The 20,141-nt window shown below is 53.5% G+C and carries 21 protein-coding genes and 1 pseudogene; 16 read left to right on the top strand and 6 right to left on the bottom strand.

Annotated elements, in window-relative coordinates; genetic code table 11:
• Positions 1 to 392: 392 nt before the first annotated feature.
• From ACLHV9_RS10765 to add, 3 genes and pseudogenes are all read left to right on the top strand, one after another.
• Positions 393 to 860 (top strand): annotated as a pseudogene (locus ACLHV9_RS10765) (glucose PTS transporter subunit EIIB); the annotation flags it as partial.
• Positions 861 to 909: 49 nt separating this feature from the next.
• The gene (locus ACLHV9_RS10760) at positions 910 to 2,082 is read left to right on the top strand and encodes a MalY/PatB family protein (protein WP_108090097.1); all 1,173 of its coding nucleotides are present in this window, start codon (positions 910 to 912) and stop codon (positions 2,080 to 2,082) included.
• A 96-nt stretch (positions 2,083 to 2,178) separates the two neighbouring features.
• Positions 2,179 to 3,180 (top strand): adenosine deaminase, encoded by a 1,002-nt coding sequence (add, locus tag ACLHV9_RS10755; protein ID WP_108090098.1) that lies wholly within the window; start codon positions 2,179 to 2,181, stop codon positions 3,178 to 3,180.
• Between the two features lie 54 nt (positions 3,181 to 3,234).
• On the opposite strand, the gene ACLHV9_RS10750 is transcribed toward add, so the two are convergent.
• Positions 3,235 to 4,275, bottom strand: coding sequence for an oxidoreductase (locus ACLHV9_RS10750; protein WP_108090099.1), 1,041 nt, complete (start codon positions 4,273 to 4,275; stop codon positions 3,235 to 3,237).
• A 243-nt stretch (positions 4,276 to 4,518) separates the two neighbouring features.
• On the opposite strand from ACLHV9_RS10750, the gene blr reads away from it, so the two are divergent.
• From blr to gstA, 12 genes are all read left to right on the top strand, one after another.
• Positions 4,519 to 4,644, top strand: a complete 126-nt coding sequence (gene blr / locus ACLHV9_RS10745) for a division septum protein Blr (protein ID WP_168112406.1) — start codon at positions 4,519 to 4,521, stop codon at positions 4,642 to 4,644.
• Positions 4,645 to 4,877: 233 nt separating this feature from the next.
• The gene (gene ydgT, locus ACLHV9_RS10740) at positions 4,878 to 5,093 is read left to right on the top strand and encodes a transcription modulator YdgT (protein ID WP_006174966.1); all 216 of its coding nucleotides are present in this window, start codon (positions 4,878 to 4,880) and stop codon (positions 5,091 to 5,093) included.
• An 86-nt stretch (positions 5,094 to 5,179) separates the two neighbouring features.
• Positions 5,180 to 5,620, top strand: a complete 441-nt coding sequence (locus ACLHV9_RS10735) for a DUF2569 domain-containing protein (protein ID WP_023311379.1) — start codon at positions 5,180 to 5,182, stop codon at positions 5,618 to 5,620.
• A 76-nt stretch (positions 5,621 to 5,696) separates the two neighbouring features.
• Positions 5,697 to 6,278: an electron transport complex subunit RsxA gene (gene rsxA / locus ACLHV9_RS10730; protein ID WP_008500564.1), complete on the top strand. Its 582-nt coding sequence runs from the start codon at positions 5,697 to 5,699 to the stop codon at positions 6,276 to 6,278.
• Positions 6,278 to 6,856, top strand: a complete 579-nt coding sequence (gene rsxB / locus ACLHV9_RS10725) for an electron transport complex subunit RsxB (RefSeq protein WP_028017313.1) — start codon at positions 6,278 to 6,280, stop codon at positions 6,854 to 6,856. The genes rsxA and rsxB overlap by 1 nt, the downstream gene beginning before the upstream one ends.
• Positions 6,849 to 8,870 carry an electron transport complex subunit RsxC gene (gene rsxC, locus ACLHV9_RS10720; protein WP_108090100.1) on the top strand — a complete coding sequence of 674 codons (2,022 nt, stop codon included), beginning with the start codon at positions 6,849 to 6,851 and terminating at the stop codon, positions 8,868 to 8,870. The genes rsxB and rsxC overlap by 8 nt, the downstream gene beginning before the upstream one ends.
• Positions 8,871 to 9,923: an electron transport complex subunit RsxD gene (gene rsxD, locus ACLHV9_RS10715; protein ID WP_028017311.1), complete on the top strand. Its 1,053-nt coding sequence runs from the start codon at positions 8,871 to 8,873 to the stop codon at positions 9,921 to 9,923. It begins immediately after the preceding gene.
• Positions 9,924 to 9,933: 10 nt separating this feature from the next.
• Positions 9,934 to 10,554, top strand: a complete 621-nt coding sequence (rsxG, locus tag ACLHV9_RS10710) for an electron transport complex subunit RsxG (protein ID WP_108090101.1) — start codon at positions 9,934 to 9,936, stop codon at positions 10,552 to 10,554.
• A gap of 2 nt (positions 10,555 to 10,556) precedes the next feature.
• Positions 10,557 to 11,243, top strand: coding sequence for an electron transport complex subunit E (locus ACLHV9_RS10705; protein ID WP_108090102.1), 687 nt, complete (start codon positions 10,557 to 10,559; stop codon positions 11,241 to 11,243).
• A complete protein-coding gene (gene nth / locus ACLHV9_RS10700; RefSeq protein WP_049006313.1) occupies positions 11,240 to 11,875 on the top strand; it encodes an endonuclease III in 636 nt (211 codons plus the stop codon). Before ACLHV9_RS10705 ends, nth begins: the two co-directional genes overlap by 4 nt.
• 592 nt (positions 11,876 to 12,467) lie before the next feature.
• Positions 12,468 to 13,976, top strand: coding sequence for a dipeptide/tripeptide permease DtpA (dtpA, locus tag ACLHV9_RS10695; RefSeq protein WP_028017307.1), 1,509 nt, complete (start codon positions 12,468 to 12,470; stop codon positions 13,974 to 13,976).
• 105 nt (positions 13,977 to 14,081) lie between these two features.
• Positions 14,082 to 14,687 carry a glutathione transferase GstA gene (gene gstA / locus ACLHV9_RS10690; protein ID WP_028017306.1) on the top strand — a complete coding sequence of 202 codons (606 nt, stop codon included), beginning with the start codon at positions 14,082 to 14,084 and terminating at the stop codon, positions 14,685 to 14,687.
• Positions 14,688 to 14,763: 76 nt separating this feature from the next.
• Here the strand turns inward: gstA and pdxY are convergent, their stop codons facing one another.
• The 5 genes from pdxY to anmK form a co-directional block, all read right to left on the bottom strand.
• Positions 14,764 to 15,624 carry a pyridoxal kinase PdxY gene (gene pdxY, locus ACLHV9_RS10685; protein ID WP_028017305.1) on the bottom strand — a complete coding sequence of 287 codons (861 nt, stop codon included), beginning with the start codon at positions 15,622 to 15,624 and terminating at the stop codon, positions 14,764 to 14,766.
• Positions 15,625 to 15,690: 66 nt separating this feature from the next.
• Positions 15,691 to 16,965, bottom strand: coding sequence for a tyrosine--tRNA ligase (gene tyrS / locus ACLHV9_RS10680; RefSeq protein WP_028017304.1), 1,275 nt, complete (start codon positions 16,963 to 16,965; stop codon positions 15,691 to 15,693).
• 125 nt (positions 16,966 to 17,090) lie between these two features.
• Entirely contained in the window at positions 17,091 to 17,747 is a 657-nt protein-coding gene (gene pdxH / locus ACLHV9_RS10675) for a pyridoxamine 5'-phosphate oxidase (protein ID WP_028017303.1), read from the bottom strand.
• A 57-nt stretch (positions 17,748 to 17,804) separates the two neighbouring features.
• Positions 17,805 to 18,128 (bottom strand): C-type lysozyme inhibitor, encoded by a 324-nt coding sequence (gene mliC, locus ACLHV9_RS10670; protein ID WP_108090103.1) that lies wholly within the window; start codon positions 18,126 to 18,128, stop codon positions 17,805 to 17,807.
• A 94-nt stretch (positions 18,129 to 18,222) separates the two neighbouring features.
• The gene (gene anmK / locus ACLHV9_RS10665; RefSeq protein ID WP_028017301.1) at positions 18,223 to 19,347 is read right to left on the bottom strand and encodes an anhydro-N-acetylmuramic acid kinase; all 1,125 of its coding nucleotides are present in this window, start codon (positions 19,345 to 19,347) and stop codon (positions 18,223 to 18,225) included.
• A 255-nt stretch (positions 19,348 to 19,602) separates the two neighbouring features.
• Here anmK and slyB point away from each other — a divergent pair, with 255 nt between their 5' ends.
• A complete protein-coding gene (gene slyB, locus ACLHV9_RS10660; RefSeq protein WP_008500578.1) occupies positions 19,603 to 20,070 on the top strand; it encodes an outer membrane lipoprotein SlyB in 468 nt (155 codons plus the stop codon).
• Positions 20,071 to 20,141 lie beyond the last annotated feature (71 nt).

Raw genomic sequence — 20,141 nt, 5'->3', positions numbered from 1 at the left:
AAAGAGATCACACCCCCTACATAGTTACTACCTAAAACCACGGTAAAACGATGGCATTTGCGATAGCGCAAAGCCGCCTTGCATCTGACGTTGGGGATGTTTTCGAGGAGAGAAATACTACGGAACAAAGTTTACGGAAATATTTATAATAACTCATTATCATATCAGAAGGAGTGAGAGGGGGCAACGGAAATCATGCCTTGATAAAAGAGGGATGATGATTGTGTGGGGTGTTGGTAACAACGGAGAAATTCAAAGGGATTTACAATCTTGTCTTTGGCTTCCTTCCGGCATACACAGTTGAGTGGGAGCTGTAATTTTCAACATTGCAGTAACCTGATTGTTCACAGTGTACATCGGCAAATATCAATTATACCCATTACACTTCAGTGAACACCGACGGCAACGTGATCGACTTCGTGGTGTTCGGTATTCTGCACGGCCTGTCCACCAAGTGGTATCTGGTGCCGGTCGTGGCGGCTATCTGGTTCGCGGTGTATTACGGTATCTTCCGCTTCGCCATCACCCGCTTTAATCTGAAAACGCCAGGTCGTGATACCGATACAGCGAGCAATGTTGAGCAGGCTGTTGCCGGGACCGTGGGTAAATCCGGCTATAACACCCCTGCTATTCTGGCGGCGCTGGGCGGTGCGGATAACATCACCTCTCTGGATAACTGCATTACCCGTCTGCGTCTGTCAGTGGCGGATATGTCGAAAGTAGACACCAACGCCCTGAAAGCCAACCGGGCCATCGGCGTGGTGCAACTAAATCAGCACAATTTGCAGGTGGTTATCGGCCCACAGGTACAGTCAGTGAAAGATGAGCTGGCGACCCTGATGCGAACTGTCGAAGCCTGATGCCTCAGCCCCCTCACCATGAGGGGGTTTTACTTTAAGGACGCACGTCATGTTTGATTTTTCTACCGTCGTGGATCGTCACGGCACCTGGTGTACACAGTGGGATTACGTCGCCGACCGTTTTGGCGCGGCCGATTTGCTGCCCTTCACTATCTCGGATATGGATTTCGCCACCGCCCCCTGCATTACCGACGCGCTGCATCAGCGCATCAATCACGGCGTGCTGGGCTACAGTCGCTGGAAGAACGATGAGTTCCTGGCCGCCGTCGCGCACTGGTTCCAGCAGCGGTTTAACAGCCAGATTGATACGGAAACCGTCGTTTATGGTCCTTCCGTCATTTATATGGTCTCTGAATTGATTCGTCTCTGGTCAAACCCCGGCGACGGCGTGGTGGTACACACCCCGGCATACGATGCGTTTTACAAAGCCATTGAAGGCAATGCTCGTCATGTGGTGCCCGTCGAGATGGAAAAGCATGCCGCAGGCTGGCAGGGAAATATGGCTGCGCTAGAAGCGGCCCTTGCAAAATCTGAAAACAAAATTTTGCTGCTGTGCAGCCCGCAAAACCCGACCGGCAAGGTCTGGACGCGGGATGAGTTGACCCACATGGCGGAACTGTGCGCACGCTATGACGTGGCGGTGATCAGCGATGAAATACATATGGACATGGTGTGGGGAGATCGTCGTCACACACCGTGGAACGCGGTAGCGCGCGGCAAATGGGCGCTTCTCACCTCCGGTTCGAAAAGTTTCAATATTCCGGCGTTGACCGGCGCTTACGGCCTGATTGGTGATGAAGAAAGCCGTAACGGTTATCTTAGCGCGTTGAAAGGCCGGGACGGACTCTCTTCCCCTTCCGTGCTGGCACTGACGGCACATATCGCCGCCTATCAGCAGGGAGAGCCGTGGCTGGATGCCTTGCGGCGTTATCTGGAAGAAAATTTGTCGTATATCGCGCAGGAAATAAACAGCGCTTTTCCGAAACTGAACTGGCAGCCCCCAGAAGCAACCTATCTGGCCTGGATTGACCTGCGCCCGCTGAACATTGACGACCGGGCGCTGCAAAAAGTGCTGATCGAGCAGCAAAAAGTCGCCATCATGCCAGGAAATACCTACGGTAAAGAGGGAAATGGCTTTGTGCGCCTGAATGCTGGCTGCCCGCGCAGCAAGCTGGAACAAGGGGTTCAACGCCTTATCGCCGGGATTAACACGCTACTGTAATTCATTTGCGCAACGGAATATTCCATTGCGCAAATAGCTTTTTACCTCGTTTTGTTTTTATAATATGGCGCACTTTAACCAGAAAAGAGTGCGACCATGATTGATACACGCCTGCCATTAACTGATATTCATCGTCACCTTGACGGTAACATTCGTGCCCAAACCATCCTCGATCTTGGCCGCCAGTTCAATTTAACGCTCCCTGCTCAGACACTTGAGTCCTTGATCCCTCATGTTCAGGTCACCTCCAATGAACCGGATCTGGTCAGCTTCCTGAGCAAACTCGACTGGGGCGTGAAGATGCTGGCCTCGCTGGATGCCTGCCGCCGCGTGGCGTTCGAGAACATCGAAGATGCCGCCCGTAACGGTCTGCATTACGTCGAACTGCGTTTCTCGCCAGGCTATATGGCGATGAGCCACAACCTGCCCGTTGCAGGCGTAGTGGAAGCCGTCATTGAAGGCGTCCGAGAAGGCTGTAAAACGTTTGATGTCCAGGCCCGTCTGATTGGCATCATGAGCCGTACGTTCGGTGAGGCCGCCTGCCTGCAGGAACTGGAGGCGCTGCTGGCGCACCGCGATGCCATCACCGCCGTCGACCTCGCCGGTGATGAGCTGGGCTTCCCGGGCAGTCTGTTCCTGTCCCATTTCAACCGCGCGCGTGACGCCGGGTGGCACATTACCGTTCATGCAGGTGAAGCGGCAGGTCCGGAAAGCATCTGGCAGGCCATCCGCGAGCTGGGCGCCGAGCGTATCGGCCACGGCGTAAAAGCGGTAGAAGATCGCGCGCTGATGGATTTCCTGGCGGAACAGCGCATCGGAATTGAGTCTTGCCTGACGTCTAATATTCAGACCAGCACCGTGTCAACGCTGGCACAGCACCCGCTGAAAACGTTCCTTGAGCACGGTGTGCTGGCCTCACTGAACACTGACGATCCGGCGGTTCAGGGGGTGGATATTATTCACGAATACAACATTGCTGCACCTCAGGCGGGTCTGAGCCGCGAGCAAATTCGTCAGGCGCAGATCAACGGCCTGGAGATCGCCTTCCTGACGCCTGAACAGAAGCAGGCGCTGCGGGATAAGGTGGCATCCGCGTAAGCCTTTTTGCCGGGTGGCGGCTGCGCCTTACCCGGCCTACAAAATACCTGTACCTTATGCCAGACAGAGCGTGGCGCGATGTTTGGCTGATTCGATGCCCAGCTCAATCAGCTCCATAATCTGAATGGCCTGGCTGGCCGGAACCGGATTTTCCCCCGTTCCGTTCAGCGCATCGCGGATAGCTGCATAATAAGCCGGGTAGTTACCTGGAATAGTCAGCAAGGTTTCCTCCACCAGTTCCTCACCTTCAACCCGCGTCACGACACCGTCTCGCATATCATAGCCCCAGTCTTCCTGTGGCAAACGCTCCCCGTTTTTTAAGCGATCTTCCTGCGGGTCGAGACCAAACTTCACATAGCTACCGCGCGTACCGTGAATGATATAACGCGCGGATTCTGCGGCCGCCACCATCGTCCCGTGGAGCACAATTCGACGCTGTGGGTAACTCAAAACCGCATGGAAATAATCCGTTGTCTGCGCGCCAGGCCTGAGCTGTGCCAGATCGACCGTCATACTCACCGGCAGGCCAAACAGATTCACGGCCTGATCCAGAAGATGCGGGGCCAGATCGTACCAGATGCCGCTGCCCGGACCGGCCTGCTCGCGCCAGCGGTTTCGTACCTGCGGGCGAAAACGGTCAAAATGCGATTCAAAAAAGAGGATCTCCCCCAACGTACCTTCGCTGAGAAGCCTTTTTACGGTCAGAAAATCGCTGTCCCAACGGCGGTTATGGAATACCGAAAGTAACCTGCCCAGGCTCTTTGCCAGCGCATCAAGCTCGCGTGCTTGTGACAACGTCACGGTAAAGGGTTTATCAACGACCACGTGCTTGCCGGCTTCCAGCGCCGCCTTTGCCAGCGGAAAGTGCGTGTCGTTTGGCGTGGGGATGATAATTAAATCAATATTCGGATCGTTAAAAAGATGTTTAGGTTCAGAGACAACCGGCACGGAAGGCCAGTCGGCATGGACTTTAGTTGCATCACTACTGGATACGGCAGCCAGCGCCATTCCGGGCGTCCCGGCGATCAAAGGCGCATGAAACGTTTTTCCCGCATATCCATAACCAATAAGCCCGACGCGGATATTATCACTCATTGTGTCATCCTCTTTTATGGCGTTCTTATTTCACACTGGCTAGCCTGGCATTACCACAGATTAATAATGTGCCATATGACTTAAAATAGCAGGTTGTATGGGTTGTTTTTGTTACATAGTATTAACCACCTGATTTTGTTTAAGGGAACCGTTCCCAAAGCACTTGCCGCCGGGGAAACGCCGCTGTAACATCTGCTCCCTGTATTTATGGATAAATTACAACTACGAATCATGACGTCAATTATTAATCGAATCATTGAATTAGCGGGATGGATTGTTCTTGGGGTATCGGTCATTTTGCTTGGCGTTGCCAGCCATATCGATAACTACCAGCCGCCGGAGCCTGTCACAGTCGCCCAACCTAAGTAACCGGTTACTGCAATAAAGAGTGACACAATATGTCAGTTACGTATTGCCAGCCCTGGTGAACACGGTTAACCTTCTCTTCCAGGCATCATTTGATGCCTGAAACTTTCAGCAAAGAAAACTCCTAATTTAGTCGCATTACCTGAGTGGGCTGTTTACGTCTTTATTAATCCGTTTATTATTCGAACGAATTACCTTAACTGGTATTACTCACTTTTATATGGAAAATTATTAATATGACAGTTCAGGACTATTTATTAAAATTTCGCAAGATCAATTCGCTTGAAAGCCTGGAAAAACTGTTTGACCATCTGAACTACACCCTGTCGGATAATCAGGAAATCATCAACATGTATCGTGCCGCTGACCATCGCCGTGCGGAACTGGTCTCCGGAGGCCGGTTGTTCAATGTGGGTGAAGTGCCTAAGTCTGTCTGGCGTTACGTTTTATAAGAAAGTAGCCATTAGCGCGAAATGTTATATACTCTCCGCCCTGCAAACTGGCTGTACAACATTTCGCGCAGATTATGGGAGAGTTTATGACCGCAACGCCTGGAGAACGCATTGGAGGCTGGTTAATCGCCCCACTGGCATGGCTGCTGGTTGCCTTATTAAGCGCATCACTTGCGCTGCTGCTTTATACCACCGCACTGATTACCCCGCATGCCATCCAGACGCTGATGTCGCAAAGTGTGCTTAATATTGCGATGTGGTTTGTATCGTTCGTTTTCGCGATAGGGATGTGGTACTACACGCTGTGGCTGACCATCGCTTTCTTTAAGCGCCGTAAAAGTGTGCCTAAGCATTACATTATCTGGCTGCTGATTTCGGTCCTGCTGGCGGTAAAAGCTTTTGCTTTTTCGCCGGTTTCTGACGCCCTGGCCGTCCGCCAGCTACTTTTCCCTTTACTGGCCGCTGCGCTGCTGGTGCCCTATTTTAAGCGTTCGACACGGGTGAAAAACACCTTTGTGAACCCGTAATAACCTTACAGATAACCTGTTGTCGCCTGCGTTGGTTTATCCGATAATAGGCGGCTTTTTTATTTCAGGCTAAATAATGACCGATTACTTACTGCTCTTTGTCGGCACAGTGCTGGTTAACAACTTCGTCCTGGTGAAGTTCCTTGGCCTATGTCCATTTATGGGCGTTTCCAAAAAACTGGAAACTGCAATGGGCATGGGGCTGGCGACCACCTTTGTCATGACGCTGGCGTCTATTTGCGCGTGGTGGATTGATACCTGGATCCTTATCCCGTTGGGGTTAACCTATCTCCGTACGCTGGCCTTTATTCTGGTTATTGCAGTGGTTGTGCAATTTACCGAAATGGTGGTACGCAAAACCAGTCCGGCGCTCTATCGCCTGCTGGGGATTTTCCTGCCGTTGATTACCACCAACTGCGCCGTGCTCGGCGTAGCGCTGCTGAACATCAACCTTGGGCATAACTTTATGCAATCGGCACTGTATGGTTTTTCTGCGGCCGTCGGTTTTTCTCTGGTGATGGTGCTGTTCGCCTCTATTCGTGAGCGCCTCGCCGCAGCGGATATCCCTGCGCCGTTTCGCGGTAACGCGATTGCGCTGGTGACCGCAGGTTTAATGTCTCTGGCCTTTATGGGCTTTAGTGGTCTGGTGAAGTTGTAATGAATGCTATCTGGATTGCCATCGCCTCTATCAGCGTCCTGGGGTTGGTGTTTGGCCTTATCCTGGGTTACGCCTCCCGCCGTTTTGCGGTAGAGGACGATCCTGTTGTTGAAAAAATTGATGAGCTTCTTCCACAAAGCCAGTGTGGACAGTGTGGCTATCCCGGTTGCCGCCCCTATGCCGAAGCGGTAGGGATTCAGGGTGAAAAAATTAACCGCTGTGCACCGGGTGGTGAGGCGGTAATGCTGAAAATTGCGGCTCTGCTGAACGTTGACCCGCAGCCGATTGATGGCGATGCAGACGTCCAGGAGCCGGTTCGCGCCCTTGCTGTGATCGACGAAGCGAACTGCATCGGCTGTACCAAATGTATTCAGGCCTGCCCTGTAGATGCCATCGTTGGCGCAACCCGCGCCATGCACACTGTCGTCGCTGATCTGTGTACTGGCTGCAACCTCTGCGTAGCGCCATGCCCGACGCAATGTATTGAACTGCGCCCGGTTGAAACGACTACCGAAAGCTGGAAGTGGGATCTTCAAACCATTCCGGTTCGCAACATTCCTGTGGAACAACATGCTTAAGTTATTTTCTGCTTTCAGAAAAGAGAAGATCTGGGACTTTGACGGCGGTATTCATCCGCCGGAGATGAAAACCCAGTCCAACGGCACCCCACTGCGTCAAATTCCGCTGGCGACGCGCTACGTTATGCCGCTCAAGCAGCATATTGGCGCGGAGGGCGAGCTGTGTGTGAAAGAAGGCGATACGGTTCTTCGCGGCCAGCCGCTGACCTTTGGCCGGGGACGAATGCTGCCTGTACACGCGCCAACGTCCGGTAAAGTGGTGGCGATTGCCCCGCATACGGTGGCTCACCCGTCAGCACTTTCAGAACTCAGCGTCATTATTGAAGCCGACGGTGAAGATCGCTGGATCGAGCGTGACGGCTGGGGCGACTACCGCAACCGGAGTCGCGACGCGCTCATCGAGCGTATTCATCAGTTCGGTGTTGCCGGACTGGGCGGCGCAGGCTTCCCTACCGGTGTCAAACTGCGTGGCGGTGGCGATAAAATTCAGACGCTGATTATCAATGCCGCTGAATGCGAGCCGTATATTACCGCAGACGATCGTCTGATGCAGGATTGCGCCGCCCAGGTGGTGGAAGGTATCCGCATTCTCGCGCACATTCTGCAGCCGAAAGAAGTACTGATTGGAATTGAAGACAATAAACCACAGGCCATCTCAATGCTGCGCGCCGTACTGGCCGGTAGCCATGATATCGCCCTGCGCGTCATTCCAACCAAGTACCCTTCTGGTGGCGCAAAACAGCTGACGCAGATTCTTACCGGTAAACAAGTGCCACACGGTGGACGCTCCTCAGATATCGGTGTGCTGATGCAAAACGTCGGGACCGCCTATGCGGTGAAGCGCGCGGTGATTGACGGCGAGCCGTTGACCGAGCGCGTGGTAACGCTGACCGGAGAGTCTGTCTCGCGTCCGGGGAATGTCTGGGCGCGACTGGGAACGCCGGTTCGTCACCTGCTGGAACAGGCTGAATTTTGCCCTGGCAGCGACCAGATGGTGATCATGGGCGGCCCACTGATGGGCTTTACCCTGCCGTGGCTGGATGTCCCGGTGGTCAAAATCACGAATTGCCTGCTTGCGCCTTCCCCAACCGAAATGGGCGAAAAGCAGGAGGAGAAAGGTTGTATCCGTTGCAGTGCCTGCGCCGACGCTTGCCCGGCTGACCTGCTTCCGCAGCAGTTGTACTGGTACAGTAAAGGCCAACTGCACGACAAAGCACAAGCCCATAATCTGGCTGACTGTATTGAATGCGGAGCCTGCGCCTGGGTTTGCCCAAGTAACATTCCACTGGTGCAGTATTTCCGCCAGGAGAAGGCTGAAATTTATGCCATCTCAATGGAAGAAAAACGTGCAGCCGAAGCAAAAGCCCGCTTTGAAGCGCGCCAGGCTCGACTGGAGCGCGAAAAAGCGGCTCGTCAGGAGCGCCATAAGCAGGCTGCTGTTCAGCCAGGCGAGAAAGATCAGGATGCCATTAACGCGGCACTGGCGCGCGTTCGCGAGAAAAAAGCGACCGCAGCCCAAACCGTGGTCATCCCGGCGGGTGAGAAACCGGATAATAGCGAAGCGATTGCCGCCCGCGAAGCGCGTAAAGCAGCGGCTCGCGCCCGTCAGGCTGAAAAAGCGCAAACAGCTCAGGCTGAAGTTGAGGTTGATCCACGGAAAGCCGCCGTTGAAGCGGCAATTGCCCGCGCCAAAGCCCGAAAAGCCGGTGAGCAAAACGTGGTGGTCGAGAAAGAGGCGGTGGACCCGCGCAAAGCTGCCGTCGAAGCGGCAATAGCCCGTGCTAAAGCTCGTAAGACAGCACAACAGACGCAGACAACCGAACCCGAAATGCCGGTCGATCCGCGCAAAGCCGCCGTTGAAGCGGCAATTGCCCGCGCTAAAGCCCGTAAAGCGGCGCAACAGGAAGAGCAACCGCAGGCCGCAAATGACGACCCGCGCAAAGCTGCCGTCGCCGCTGCCATCGCGCGCGTTCAGGCGAAGAAAGCCGCACAGCAAGCAGTTAACGAGGATTAAATGGTTTTCAGAATCGCAAGTTCCCCTTACACCCACAACCAGCGCCAGACATCGCGCATTATGATGCTGGTCTGTCTGGCCGCGCTGCCGGGTATTGCCGTTCAGTGCTGGTTTTTCGGCTGGGGAACCCTGTTCCAGATAGTCCTGGGCTGTGTCAGCGCCTTAGCCGCTGAAGCCCTGGTGCTTAAACTGCGCAAGATGGTAGTTTCCCGCATCCTTGCTGACAACTCCGCGCTACTGACCGGCCTGCTGCTGGCCATCAGTATTCCACCGTTTGCCCCATGGTGGATGGTGGTACTCGGTACCGTCTTCGCAGTGATAATTGCCAAACAACTGTATGGTGGGCTCGGCCATAACCCGTTTAACCCGGCAATGATCGGCTACGTGGTGCTGCTGATCTCCTTCCCGGTACAGATGACAAGCTGGTTGCCCCCGCATGAGATTGCGGCAACGGTTCCGGGCTTTATGGATGCCCTGCACGTGATCTTTACCGGCCATACCGCACTCGGCGCTGATATGAACACGCTGCGTATGGGCGTGGATGGTATCAGCCAGGCGACGCCTCTCGATACGTTTAAAACGTCCCTGCACGCGGGTCACAGCGTTGAACAGATTATGAAATCAGCCATCTACAGTGGCGTGCTGGCAGGCGCAGGCTGGCAGTGGGTTAACCTGGCGTATCTGCTTGGCGGTCTGTTCCTGCTGCAACAAAAAGCCATTCGCTGGCATATCCCGGTCAGCTTCCTCGTGACGCTGGCGGTTTGTGCCACACTGGGCTGGGTGTTCTCCCCCGAGTCACTGGCCAGCCCGCAGTTGCATTTGCTCTCCGGCGCGACCATGTTAGGCGCATTCTTTATCCTGACGGATCCGGTTACCGCGTCAACGACCAACCGTGGCCGCCTGATCTTCGGTGCGCTGGCTGGGTTGCTGGTATGGTTGATCCGCAGCTTTGGTGGATATCCGGATGGTGTGGCATTTGCCGTCCTGCTCGCCAACATTACCGTTCCGCTCATCGACTATTACACGCGTCCGCGCGTGTACGGACATCGTTAAGGGTTTCGCCATGTTAAAAACAATGCAAAAACACGGCGTTACGCTGGCTGTCTTCGCCGCGGTCCTGACTGGGCTGACGGCACTGGTGAATTCGTTGACCAAAACGACCATCGAAGAACAGGCTTCGAAGCAGCAAAAAGCGCTGTTCGATCAGGTGATCCCGTCTGATTCCTACGATAATGACCTGCAGCAAAGCTGTTTCATCGTCCAGGCGCCGCAGTTAGGCAAAGGCGCACATCGCGTCTTTATCGCCCGTAAAGGGGATAAACCGGTGGGCGCGGTGATGGAAGCGACTGCCCCCGATGGCTATTCCGGTGCCATTCAACTGCTCGTTGGCAGCGATTTCTCCGGTACGATACTGGGCACCCGCGTAACGGAACATCATGAGACGCCGGGCCTTGGCGATAAAATTGAAACCCGTCTGAGCGACTGGATTTTGCATTTTGCCGGTAAAGTGATTCATGGCGAAGGAGATACTGCCTTTGCGGTGAAGAAAGATGGCGGCGAGTTCGACCAGTTCACCGGGGCGACCATCACCCCACGCGCCGTGGTTAACGCCGTAAAACGAGCCGGGCTGTATGCTGAAACGCTGCCCGCGCACATCAACAATCTTCCGGCCTGTGAGGAGTAATCATGAGCCAGGTTAAAGAAGTTATTGTCCAGGGGTTGTGGAAGAACAACTCCGCGCTGGTACAGCTTCTGGGAATGTGTCCACTGCTGGCGGTCACCTCCACCGCCACCAACGCGCTTGGTCTGGGTCTGGCGACCACGCTGGTACTGACCCTGACCAACCTCTCCATCTCAGCCCTGCGCCGCTGGACGCCGTCGGAAATCCGTATTCCGATTTACGTCATGATCATTGCCTCGGTCGTGAGTATCGTCCAGATGCTGATTAACGCTTACGCATTCGGTCTGTATCAGTCGCTGGGCATCTTTATTCCGCTTATCGTCACCAACTGTATCGTGGTTGGACGCGCGGAAGCCTTCGCTGTGAAAAACAGTCCGGCCATGTCGGCGCTGGATGGTTTTTCGATTGGTATGGGCGCCACGGGAGCCATGTTTGTGCTGGGCTCAATACGTGAAATCCTCGGCAACGGTACGCTGTTTGACGGTGCAGACGCGCTGCTGGGCGGCTGGGCCAGGGCGCTTCGCATTGAAGTGTTCCACACCGATACGCCATTTCTGCTGGCCATGCTGCCGCCAGGCGCATTTATTGGCCTCGGCATGATGCTGGCGATAAAATACCTGATTGATGAGAAACGTAAGCGCCGCGCGGCAGAGCGCAGCATCCTGGAAGGGATACCCGAGAAGGCCTCATGAATAAAGAAAAGCGCATTGCGATCCTGACTCGTCTGAGGGACGAGAACCCACACCCGACGACAGAGTTGAACTTTAACTCCCCGTTTGAGCTGCTGATCGCCGTGCTGCTCTCTGCACAAGCTACCGATGTAAGCGTCAATAAAGCCACCGCCCTGCTCTATCCTGTTGCCAATACGCCGAAGGCCATGCTGGAACTGGGCGTGGAAGGCGTGAAGTCTTATATCAAAACCATCGGCCTGTTTAACAGCAAAGCGGAGAACGTGATTAAGACCTGCCGGATCCTGCTGGAACAGCACGGTGGCGAAGTGCCGGAAGATCGCGCGGCGCTTGAGGCGTTACCCGGTGTAGGTCGAAAAACCGCGAACGTTGTGCTAAATACGGCATTTGGCTGGCCGACTATCGCTGTCGACACGCATATCTTCCGCGTATCTAACCGCACCAACTTCGCACCCGGCAAAAATGTCGAGCAGGTTGAGGAGAAACTGCTCAAAGTGGTTCCTGCCGAATTTAAGGTTGACTGCCACCACTGGCTGATTCTGCACGGGCGTTATACCTGCATTGCCCGTAAGCCTCGCTGCGGCTCCTGCATCATTGAAGATCTCTGCGAATACAAAGAAAAAGTGTATCCCTGATCGGCCAATTCCCCCCGCTAAAAGAAGGGCTACCAAACGCTCTTCTTTTGGCCGTTATTTGTCCGCCTGCTGCTTACCCTGGCTTGTCACTTGTTCGGCCATTTAACGCTCAAACAGGTTAATAGTTTTTTTATATCCAAAAATTTCTATATATCTGTGATCGCGATCACCCTGATAACTTCATGTTGATTTTTTGTTGTCAAAATCGGCCTAAACCCTTTATCTGACAAGACACATCTCTCCCATCGCCGTAGATAAGACCAGCTATTTTTCAGAATATGGGCTATATCACTGCACCAGGCGGCAAATAGCAGAACATATCGCCAAAACCCAATCATGGCCGGTCATTACCAGTCGAAAAAACTACCTTTACTCATTGCATGAAATTTAACGCTGAATAACATTTATATAAACCGACGATTATACCACCCAAGATATATGTAACAGATTATTACAAACGTATTGCCAGATGAAGCAGGATAGTGAACATTACCCGCCGTTTCTCCTCCCAAAATAACTATAAGGCGTATGGACTACGGCCATCACGCTATGAACACCCCAGTTAATATGGGATGTAAAAAAAGAGGTATATGTGTCTACTGCAAACAATAAACCAACAGATGAAAGCGTAAGTCTTAACGCTTTTAAACAACCAAAAGCGTTCTATCTCATCTTCTCTATCGAGTTATGGGAGCGTTTTGGTTATTACGGCCTGCAAGGGATCATGGCGGTTTACCTGGTAAAACAGCTGGGTATGTCCGAAGCCGATTCCATCACGCTGTTCTCCTCCTTCAGTGCTCTGGTTTACGGTCTGGTCGCAATCGGCGGCTGGCTGGGTGATAAAGTTCTCGGTACTAAACGCGTTATCATGCTGGGTGCCATTGTACTGGCAATCGGTTATGCGCTGGTTGCGTGGTCTGGTCATGATGCTGCTGTCGTGTATATGGGCATGGCGACCATCGCCGTGGGTAACGGGCTGTTCAAAGCGAACCCGTCTTCCCTGCTCTCTACCTGTTACAGCAAAGATGACCCGCGTCTGGACGGTGCATTCACCATGTACTACATGTCCGTGAACATCGGTTCCTTCTTCTCCATGCTGGCAACACCGTGGCTGGCCGCTAAATTCGGCTGGAGCGTGGCTTTCTCCCTGTCCGTGGTCGGTATGCTAATCACCGTAGTCAACTTTGCCTTCTGCAAACGCTGGGTTAAAAACTACGGTTCAAAACCTGACTTCGAACCCGTACATGTGGGTAAACTGCTGGCGACCATTGTAGGCGTTGTGATCCTTGCTGCAATCGCGACCTGGCTGCTGCACAACCAGGGTATCGCACGTGCGGTTCTGGGTGTGGTTGCACTGGGTATCGTGATTATCTTCGCGAAAGAAGCCTTCGCCATGCAGGGTGCCGCGCGTCGTAAGATGATTGTGGCGTTCATTCTGATGCTGGAAGCGATTATCTTCTTCGTACTGTACAGCCAGATGCCAACCTCTCTGAACTTCTTCGCTATTCGTAACGTTGAGCACTCAATTCTGGGTATCGCATTCGAACCGGAGCAGTATCAGGCCCTGAACCCGTTCTGGATTATGATTGGCAGCCCAATTCTGGCCGCTATCTATAACAAGATGGGTGACCGTCTGCCAATGCCGCACAAGTTTGCCATCGGCATGGTGTTGTGCTCCGGCGCCTTCCTGGTGCTGCCACTGGGTACCAAATTCGCGACTGATGCAGGTATCGTTTCCGTTAACTGGCTGATCCTGAGCTACGCTCTGCAGTCTATCGGTGAACTGATGATCTCCGGTCTGGGTCTGGCGATGGTTGCACAGCTGGTACCACAGCGTCTGATGGGCTTCATTATGGGTAGCTGGTTCCTGACCACTGCCGGTGCAGCAATCATTGCAGGTAAGATTGCAAACCTGATGGCCGTTCCGGATAACGTCACTGACCCACTGGTCTCTCTGAACGTCTACGGTACTGTATTCATGCAGATTGGTATCGCTACAGCAGTCATCGCTGCTCTGATGCTGCTGACGGCACCGAAACTGAATCGTATGACTCAGGACGACGACAAGACCGCTAAAGCGACTAAAACCGCTACCGCGTAATATCATTGAGAAACGACATAACAGAAGCCGCTAATGCATTAGCGGCTTTTTTTTTACCCGTTCGCGCACTAACATAGCTGAAACCTCAGCAAAAAGGAGTTACCGATGAAACTGTTCTACAAACCGGGCGCGTGCTCTCTTGCTTCCCATATCACCCTGCGCGAGAGCGGCAAAGATTTTACGCTGGATGGCGTTGATCTGATGAAAAAACGTCTGGAAAACGGTGATGATTTTCTTGCCATCAACCCGAAGGGACAAGTTCCGGCACTGTTGCTGGATGACGGTACTCTGCTGACCGAGGGTGTGGCGATTATGCAGTTTCTGGCAGATAGCGTGCCCGATCGCCAGTTACTGGCACCGGTAAGTACGGTTTCTCGCTATAAAACGCTGGAGTGGCTGAACTACATTGCGACTGAGCTGCACAAAGGCTTTACGCCGCTGTTCCGTCCCGATACGCCAGAAGAGTACAAACCCACCTTGCGTGCGCTTCTTGAAAAAAAGCTGCAATACGTTAACGAATCGCTGAAAGACGACCAGTGGATTTGTGGTTCGCGTTTCACAATTGCCGATGCGTACCTGTTTACCGTACTGCGCTGGGCGCGCGCGGTTAAGCTGAACCTGGAAGGGTTAGACCATATTGCATCGTATATGACGCGCATGGCAGAACGTCCTGCGGTAGCTGCAGCGCTGAAAGCGGAAGGTCTTAACTAACATCGCCCGGCGGCGCTGCGCTGGCAGGGCCTACGGGTTGAGTAGGCCGGGTAAGCGCAGCGCCACCCGGCATCTTTTAAAGCTGCGTTGCGCTAAAATAGTGTTCCGGCTTAGCAATACGATCCTGTGCCGCAACGACCTGTAATTCATACTCCTGCATTTCTTTCGTCGCAATCATGATTTCGTATACCGCCGCGGTAACATGCTCCAGGGCATCTCGCAACGTTGCACCCTGCAGCAGTTTCACCAACAGCAGACCGCTGGTCACATCCCCAACCCCTACCGGCTGACGTGGGCCAAAATCCACCAGAGGACGGCTGATATGCCAGGCATCGTCTTTCGTCACCAGCAGCATCTCAAAACGGTCCTTACTAAGCCCTGCACGCGCGAGATGTTTCACCAGCACAGTTTCTGGCCCCAGGGCTATCAGCTCGCGGGACGCGCTTACCGCCTCTTCTACGCTGTTAACGGGATGCTCGCAAAGGATCTCCAGTTCGACCAGATTTGGCGCAATGATATCGCTGGCGGGCAGCGCATGGCGAACATGAAACTCTGCGACACCCGGTGCCACGATGCAGCCTTTCTCCGGATGGCCCATAACAGGGTCACAGAAGAATTTTGCCGCTGGGTTTGCCGTTTTCACCTGGCGAACAATACCGAGGATATGCTCTCCCTGCTCTGCTGAACCAAGATAACCGCTCAGTACCGCGTCACAACGTTTGAGCTGGCCGATATCGGCAATACCTTGCACAACTTCCGTGAGGTGTGAAGGCGGCATTACGCAGCCGGTCCATTGGCCGTATTGCGTGTGGTTGGAGAACTGTACGGTGTTGAGGGGCCAGACGTTGGCACCGAGGCGGCGCATTGGAAATTCCGCGGCGCTATTGCCAGCATGTCCGAAAACAACGTGGGACTGAATGGCGAGGATGTTCTTCATTTTTTTCTTACCAAACCCTGTAAAAACAAAAGGGGCGTGGTTTCCCACGCCCCTGGCTACTTTTAATTATTTCCAGCAGATCAGACAGTAATTTTTCTTGCCGCGACGCAGCAGCGTGTAGCGACCATACAGACGATCGCTGTCAGTGAAGGTATATTCCGGGTCGGACTGCTTCTCACCATTGATGGTGATAGCGTTGGACGCGATGGTTTTACGCGCCTGACCACGGGAAGGCTGCAGCTCGGAGTCCACCAGCGCCTGCATCAGGTCAGCACCTTTTTCCATCTCGACCATTGGCACGCCGTCCTGCGCCAGCTGTTCGAAGTCCGCTTCGCTCAGATCGCTCAGTGTACCGTTAAACAGGCTTGCCGTGATACGTTTTGCCGCGGCCAGACCTTCTTCACCGTGAACCAGTTTGGTCACTTCGTCCGCCAGCACGTACTGTGCACGTGGCGCCTTACCGCTATTTTTGTCCTCTTCTTCCAGGGCATTGATTTCTTCAATGTCCATAAAGGTGAAGAACTTCAGGAAGCGGTATACATCGGCATCAGCCGTGTTGATCCAGAACTGGTAGAATTTGTACGGGCTGGTCTTTTTCGGATCAAGCCATACCGCGCCACCTTCGGTTTTACCAAATTTGGTCCCGTCGGCTTTGGTGATCAGCGGAACGGTCAGACCAAAGACCTGGTTCTGGTGCAGACGACGGGTCAGGTCAATACCGGAGGTGATGTTACCCCACTGGTCAGAACCGCCAATCTGCAGGGAAACACCGTGCAGTTTGTTCAGACAGGCAAAGTCATAACCCTGCAGCAGGTTGTACGAGAACTCGGTGAAGGAGATACCCTGGTCATCACGGTTCAGACGCTGCTTCACGGCTTCTTTGTTAATCATCTGGTTAACAGAGAAATGCTTGCCGATGTCACGCAGGAAAGTCAGCACGTTCATGCCGCCAAACCAGTCATAGTTGTTCGCGGCAATGGCGGAGTTATCACCACAGTTGAAGTCGAGGAACGGTGCAACCTGTTTGCGGATCTTATCCACCCACTCCTGCACGGTATCTTCGGTATTCAGTTTACGCTCAGCGGCTTTAAAACTTGGGTCACCAATCAGACCTGTCGCACCGCCAACCAGGGCAACAGGTTTATGGCCCGCCATCTGGAAGCGTTTCAGGCATAACAATGGAACAAGATGCCCCAAATGCAAGCTGTCAGCGGTGGGATCGAAGCCGCAATAGAGCGCGATCGGGCCTTGCGCCAGTCGCTCTGCTAACGCTTCCTCGTCCGTCACCTGAGCCACGAGGCCCCGCTCTTGCAATTGTTTAATCAAGTTACTGCTTGCCATCAAATTCTCCATGTATAAACGACTGCACCTTTGCCGGTACACGACTTTTCGCCTGATGCGAAAGTACCATAGAATAAAGCGCAAGCGCGGTGTGCGCTAGCGCTTAAATCAACAAATTTCGGGGATTACGGTGCCAGTCTGTCGATTTTCCAGCCGCCATTGTCGCGCTGGTATAAAAAGCGATCGTGCAGGCGATGTTCGCCCCCCTGCCAGAACTCCATCTGCTCAATCGGGATGCGGAAACCGCCCCAGAAACTCGGCAGAGGGATTTCACCCTGCTGGAACTTCTGTTTCAGCTCAAGAAATTTGCTTTCCAGCACGCCTCGAGCTGAAATTCGGCTCGACTGTTTTGAAACCCAGGCACCAATCTGGCTGTCGCGCGGACGGCTGTGGAAATACTTCACCACTTCCAGCGTCGAAAGTCGTTCCGCTTTGCCTGTCACCATGACCTGACGCTCCAGCATATGCCAAGGGAACAGCAGGCTGATACGGGGATTGTTTTCCAGATGATGTGCTTTGCGACTGCCCAGGTTGGTGTAGAACACCAAACCTTTCTCGTCATAATGCTTGAGCAATACGATGCGCTGATACGGTTGACCGTTTTCATCGACCGTTGCGACAACCATAGCCGTTGGGTCGGCCAGTTTCGCTTCACAAGCCTGTTTCAGCCAGCGTTCAAAAAGCACGAGGGGTTCAGCGGGAAGGTCCTGGCGACGCAGGCCACCTTTGGTGTATTCACGGCGCAGATGCGCGATTTGCTGCAGTTCGTCGTTATCTGACATGGCGTTAGCTGACATTGAGATTGGGTGGCGCTATTGTGCGCCGCCCCTGTAAAAATCTCAACGCTTCGGATTTTCGAGCTGACAATTGTTCAGCACGATACGGTCACGTTTGTAGACCGTGGCGCTGTCCCCTTTCGACCAGAAGACATAGATACCATCGGTATAACGTGCACCGGAGGCCGAGATGCCCTGCTTCAGGGTCAGCAATTTATTGTCGTACACAAAACTGGCTTCCCGGCGCGGGTTATTCAGCTTAACGGTCAGCGGCTTTTCATCGCAACGATACTCTAGCGTATCGGTCTGCATACGCTCAACGAGTTGGTTATAGACGCTGCATCCTGACAGCAACAAAGGCGCGACAATAAGAAGAAGTTTTTTCATGAGCGTATTCCGACGACTTTCCTGGTCCTGGAGGGCGTGACTGCCCTCCTGTTTTTATTCCATTCTAACGACAATACGCGACGCTGAATTTCAGTTAACTCTGATTCTGACGAGGGTTGGCCGGGAAAATGGCACCAAGGACGCTCGCCTCACGCGCACCGGTTACCGACGGTAAATTGCCCGGTAGCCCGGCAATCGTGCGCCAGGCAAGCCATGCAAAGGCCAGCGCTTCCATATCATCTCCACTGATACCCGCTTCATCTGTCGTCGTGACTTCTGTACCCGGCAGTAGCCCGGCAAGACGCGCCATCACCAGCGGATTTCGGCTTCCTCCCCCGCACACCAGCAGACGTTCGCATCCGCCACTGAGAAGTACCTGTTCAGATATCGACACGGCCGTTAACTCAGCAAGTGTTGCCTGGACATCCTGCGGCGCGAGTGCCGGGAATTGCGCCAGCTGGCGCTCAAGCCAGCCATAGTTGAAATATTCGCGCCCCGTGCTTTTCGGTGCCGGTAGTGCAAAATAAGGGTCGCTTAACATGGACTGCAACAGCGGAATAATCACTTTACCCGCGCTCGCCCACTCCGCGTTTTTATCATACGGTTGACCGCACTGACGCCAGATCCAGGCATCCATTAACATATTGCCCGGGCCGGTATCGTAGCCACGTACGGGCTGTCCCGGGATGAGCATGGACAGATTGGCGATACCACCAATATTGAGCACCATACGGCGTTCTGAAGGGTGCGCCAGTAAAGCCTGATGGAAAGCGGGCACCAGCGGTGCACCCTGTCCTCCAAGCGCAATATCGCGACGACGAAAATCGCCCACCACCGTTACACCGGTCTTTGCCACAATCTGGTTGTTATCACCAATTTGCAGGGTATGCGGTGCTTCGCCACCTGGCTCATGCCAGACCGTTTGTCCGTGACACCCAATGGCAACCACATCCTGTGGACGAAGATGTTCTTTGTGCATTAACGCCTGTACCGCATCAGCAAACAGCGCTCCCAGGCGTACATCGAGCTGCCCTAGCTGGGAAAGGGTGAGTTGCTGCCCCTGACAGATACTCAGAATATCCTCTTTCAGTGAAATGGGGATTGGCCAGGTCAGGCTCGCCTGCTGCGCCACCATGTTTTCATCAATGGCGGCCAGAACGACATCTACCCCATCCAGACTGGTGCCTGACATCACACCAATGTAGCGACCCGATTTCATGCGCTTTCCTTACGTTGCGTGGGCTAAGAGTATCCACTCAACCATAAACAGCGCTGCTTTGCTATCCGGCGATAATATTTTTTAACAATGTCAGACGGGTAACACGTGCGAAGACTGTTTATGTCTCGTTAAGTCAAATTCAAGTACAATTTTCCCATTGTTAGTGCAAAGATATGAACTATGGCCCCTTATGCCATATAATTTAGCCATAACGGATGCCCTCAATCGGGCGTTTTTGGTGAACAGGAGATTCAAATGATTTTACGTGTACTGGGCGTTTCGCTGATTGGTTTAACTCTGGCTGGCTGTGTGAATGACAGTTCACTTTCTGGCGACGTTTACAGCGCTTCTGAAGCGAAACAGGTTCAGAATGTGACTTACGGTACCGTTGTTAATGCCCGTCCTGTACAAATCCAGGGTGGTGATGAAAACAACGTGATGGGTGCAATCGGCGGTGCTGTGCTGGGTGGCTTCCTGGGTAATACCGTCGGCGGTGGTACAGGCCGCTCTCTGGCGACCGCAGCAGGCGCCGTTGCCGGTGGTGTAGCAGGCCAGGGCGTTCAGGGTGCGATGAACAAAACCCAGGGTGTAGAGCTGGAAATCCGTAAAGATGATGGCAGCACCATCATGGTTGTTCAGAAACAAGGTAGCACGCGTTTCTCTGCAGGCCAGCGCGTTGTTCTGGCGAGCAACGGAAGCCAGGTTACCGTTTCTCCACGTTAATTCGTTTTTGGATGTGGTCACCAGGCCACATCCATTTACAAAAATATAATATTAATTAATACTTTCACACA

It is taken from the genome of Enterobacter sp. CPE_E890, assembly GCF_046521475.1.
Taxonomy (GTDB): domain Bacteria; phylum Pseudomonadota; class Gammaproteobacteria; order Enterobacterales; family Enterobacteriaceae; genus Enterobacter; species Enterobacter adelaidei.
The sequence above is the reverse complement of the archived record's forward strand: the minus strand, read 5'-3'. Positions and strand labels throughout refer to the sequence as shown.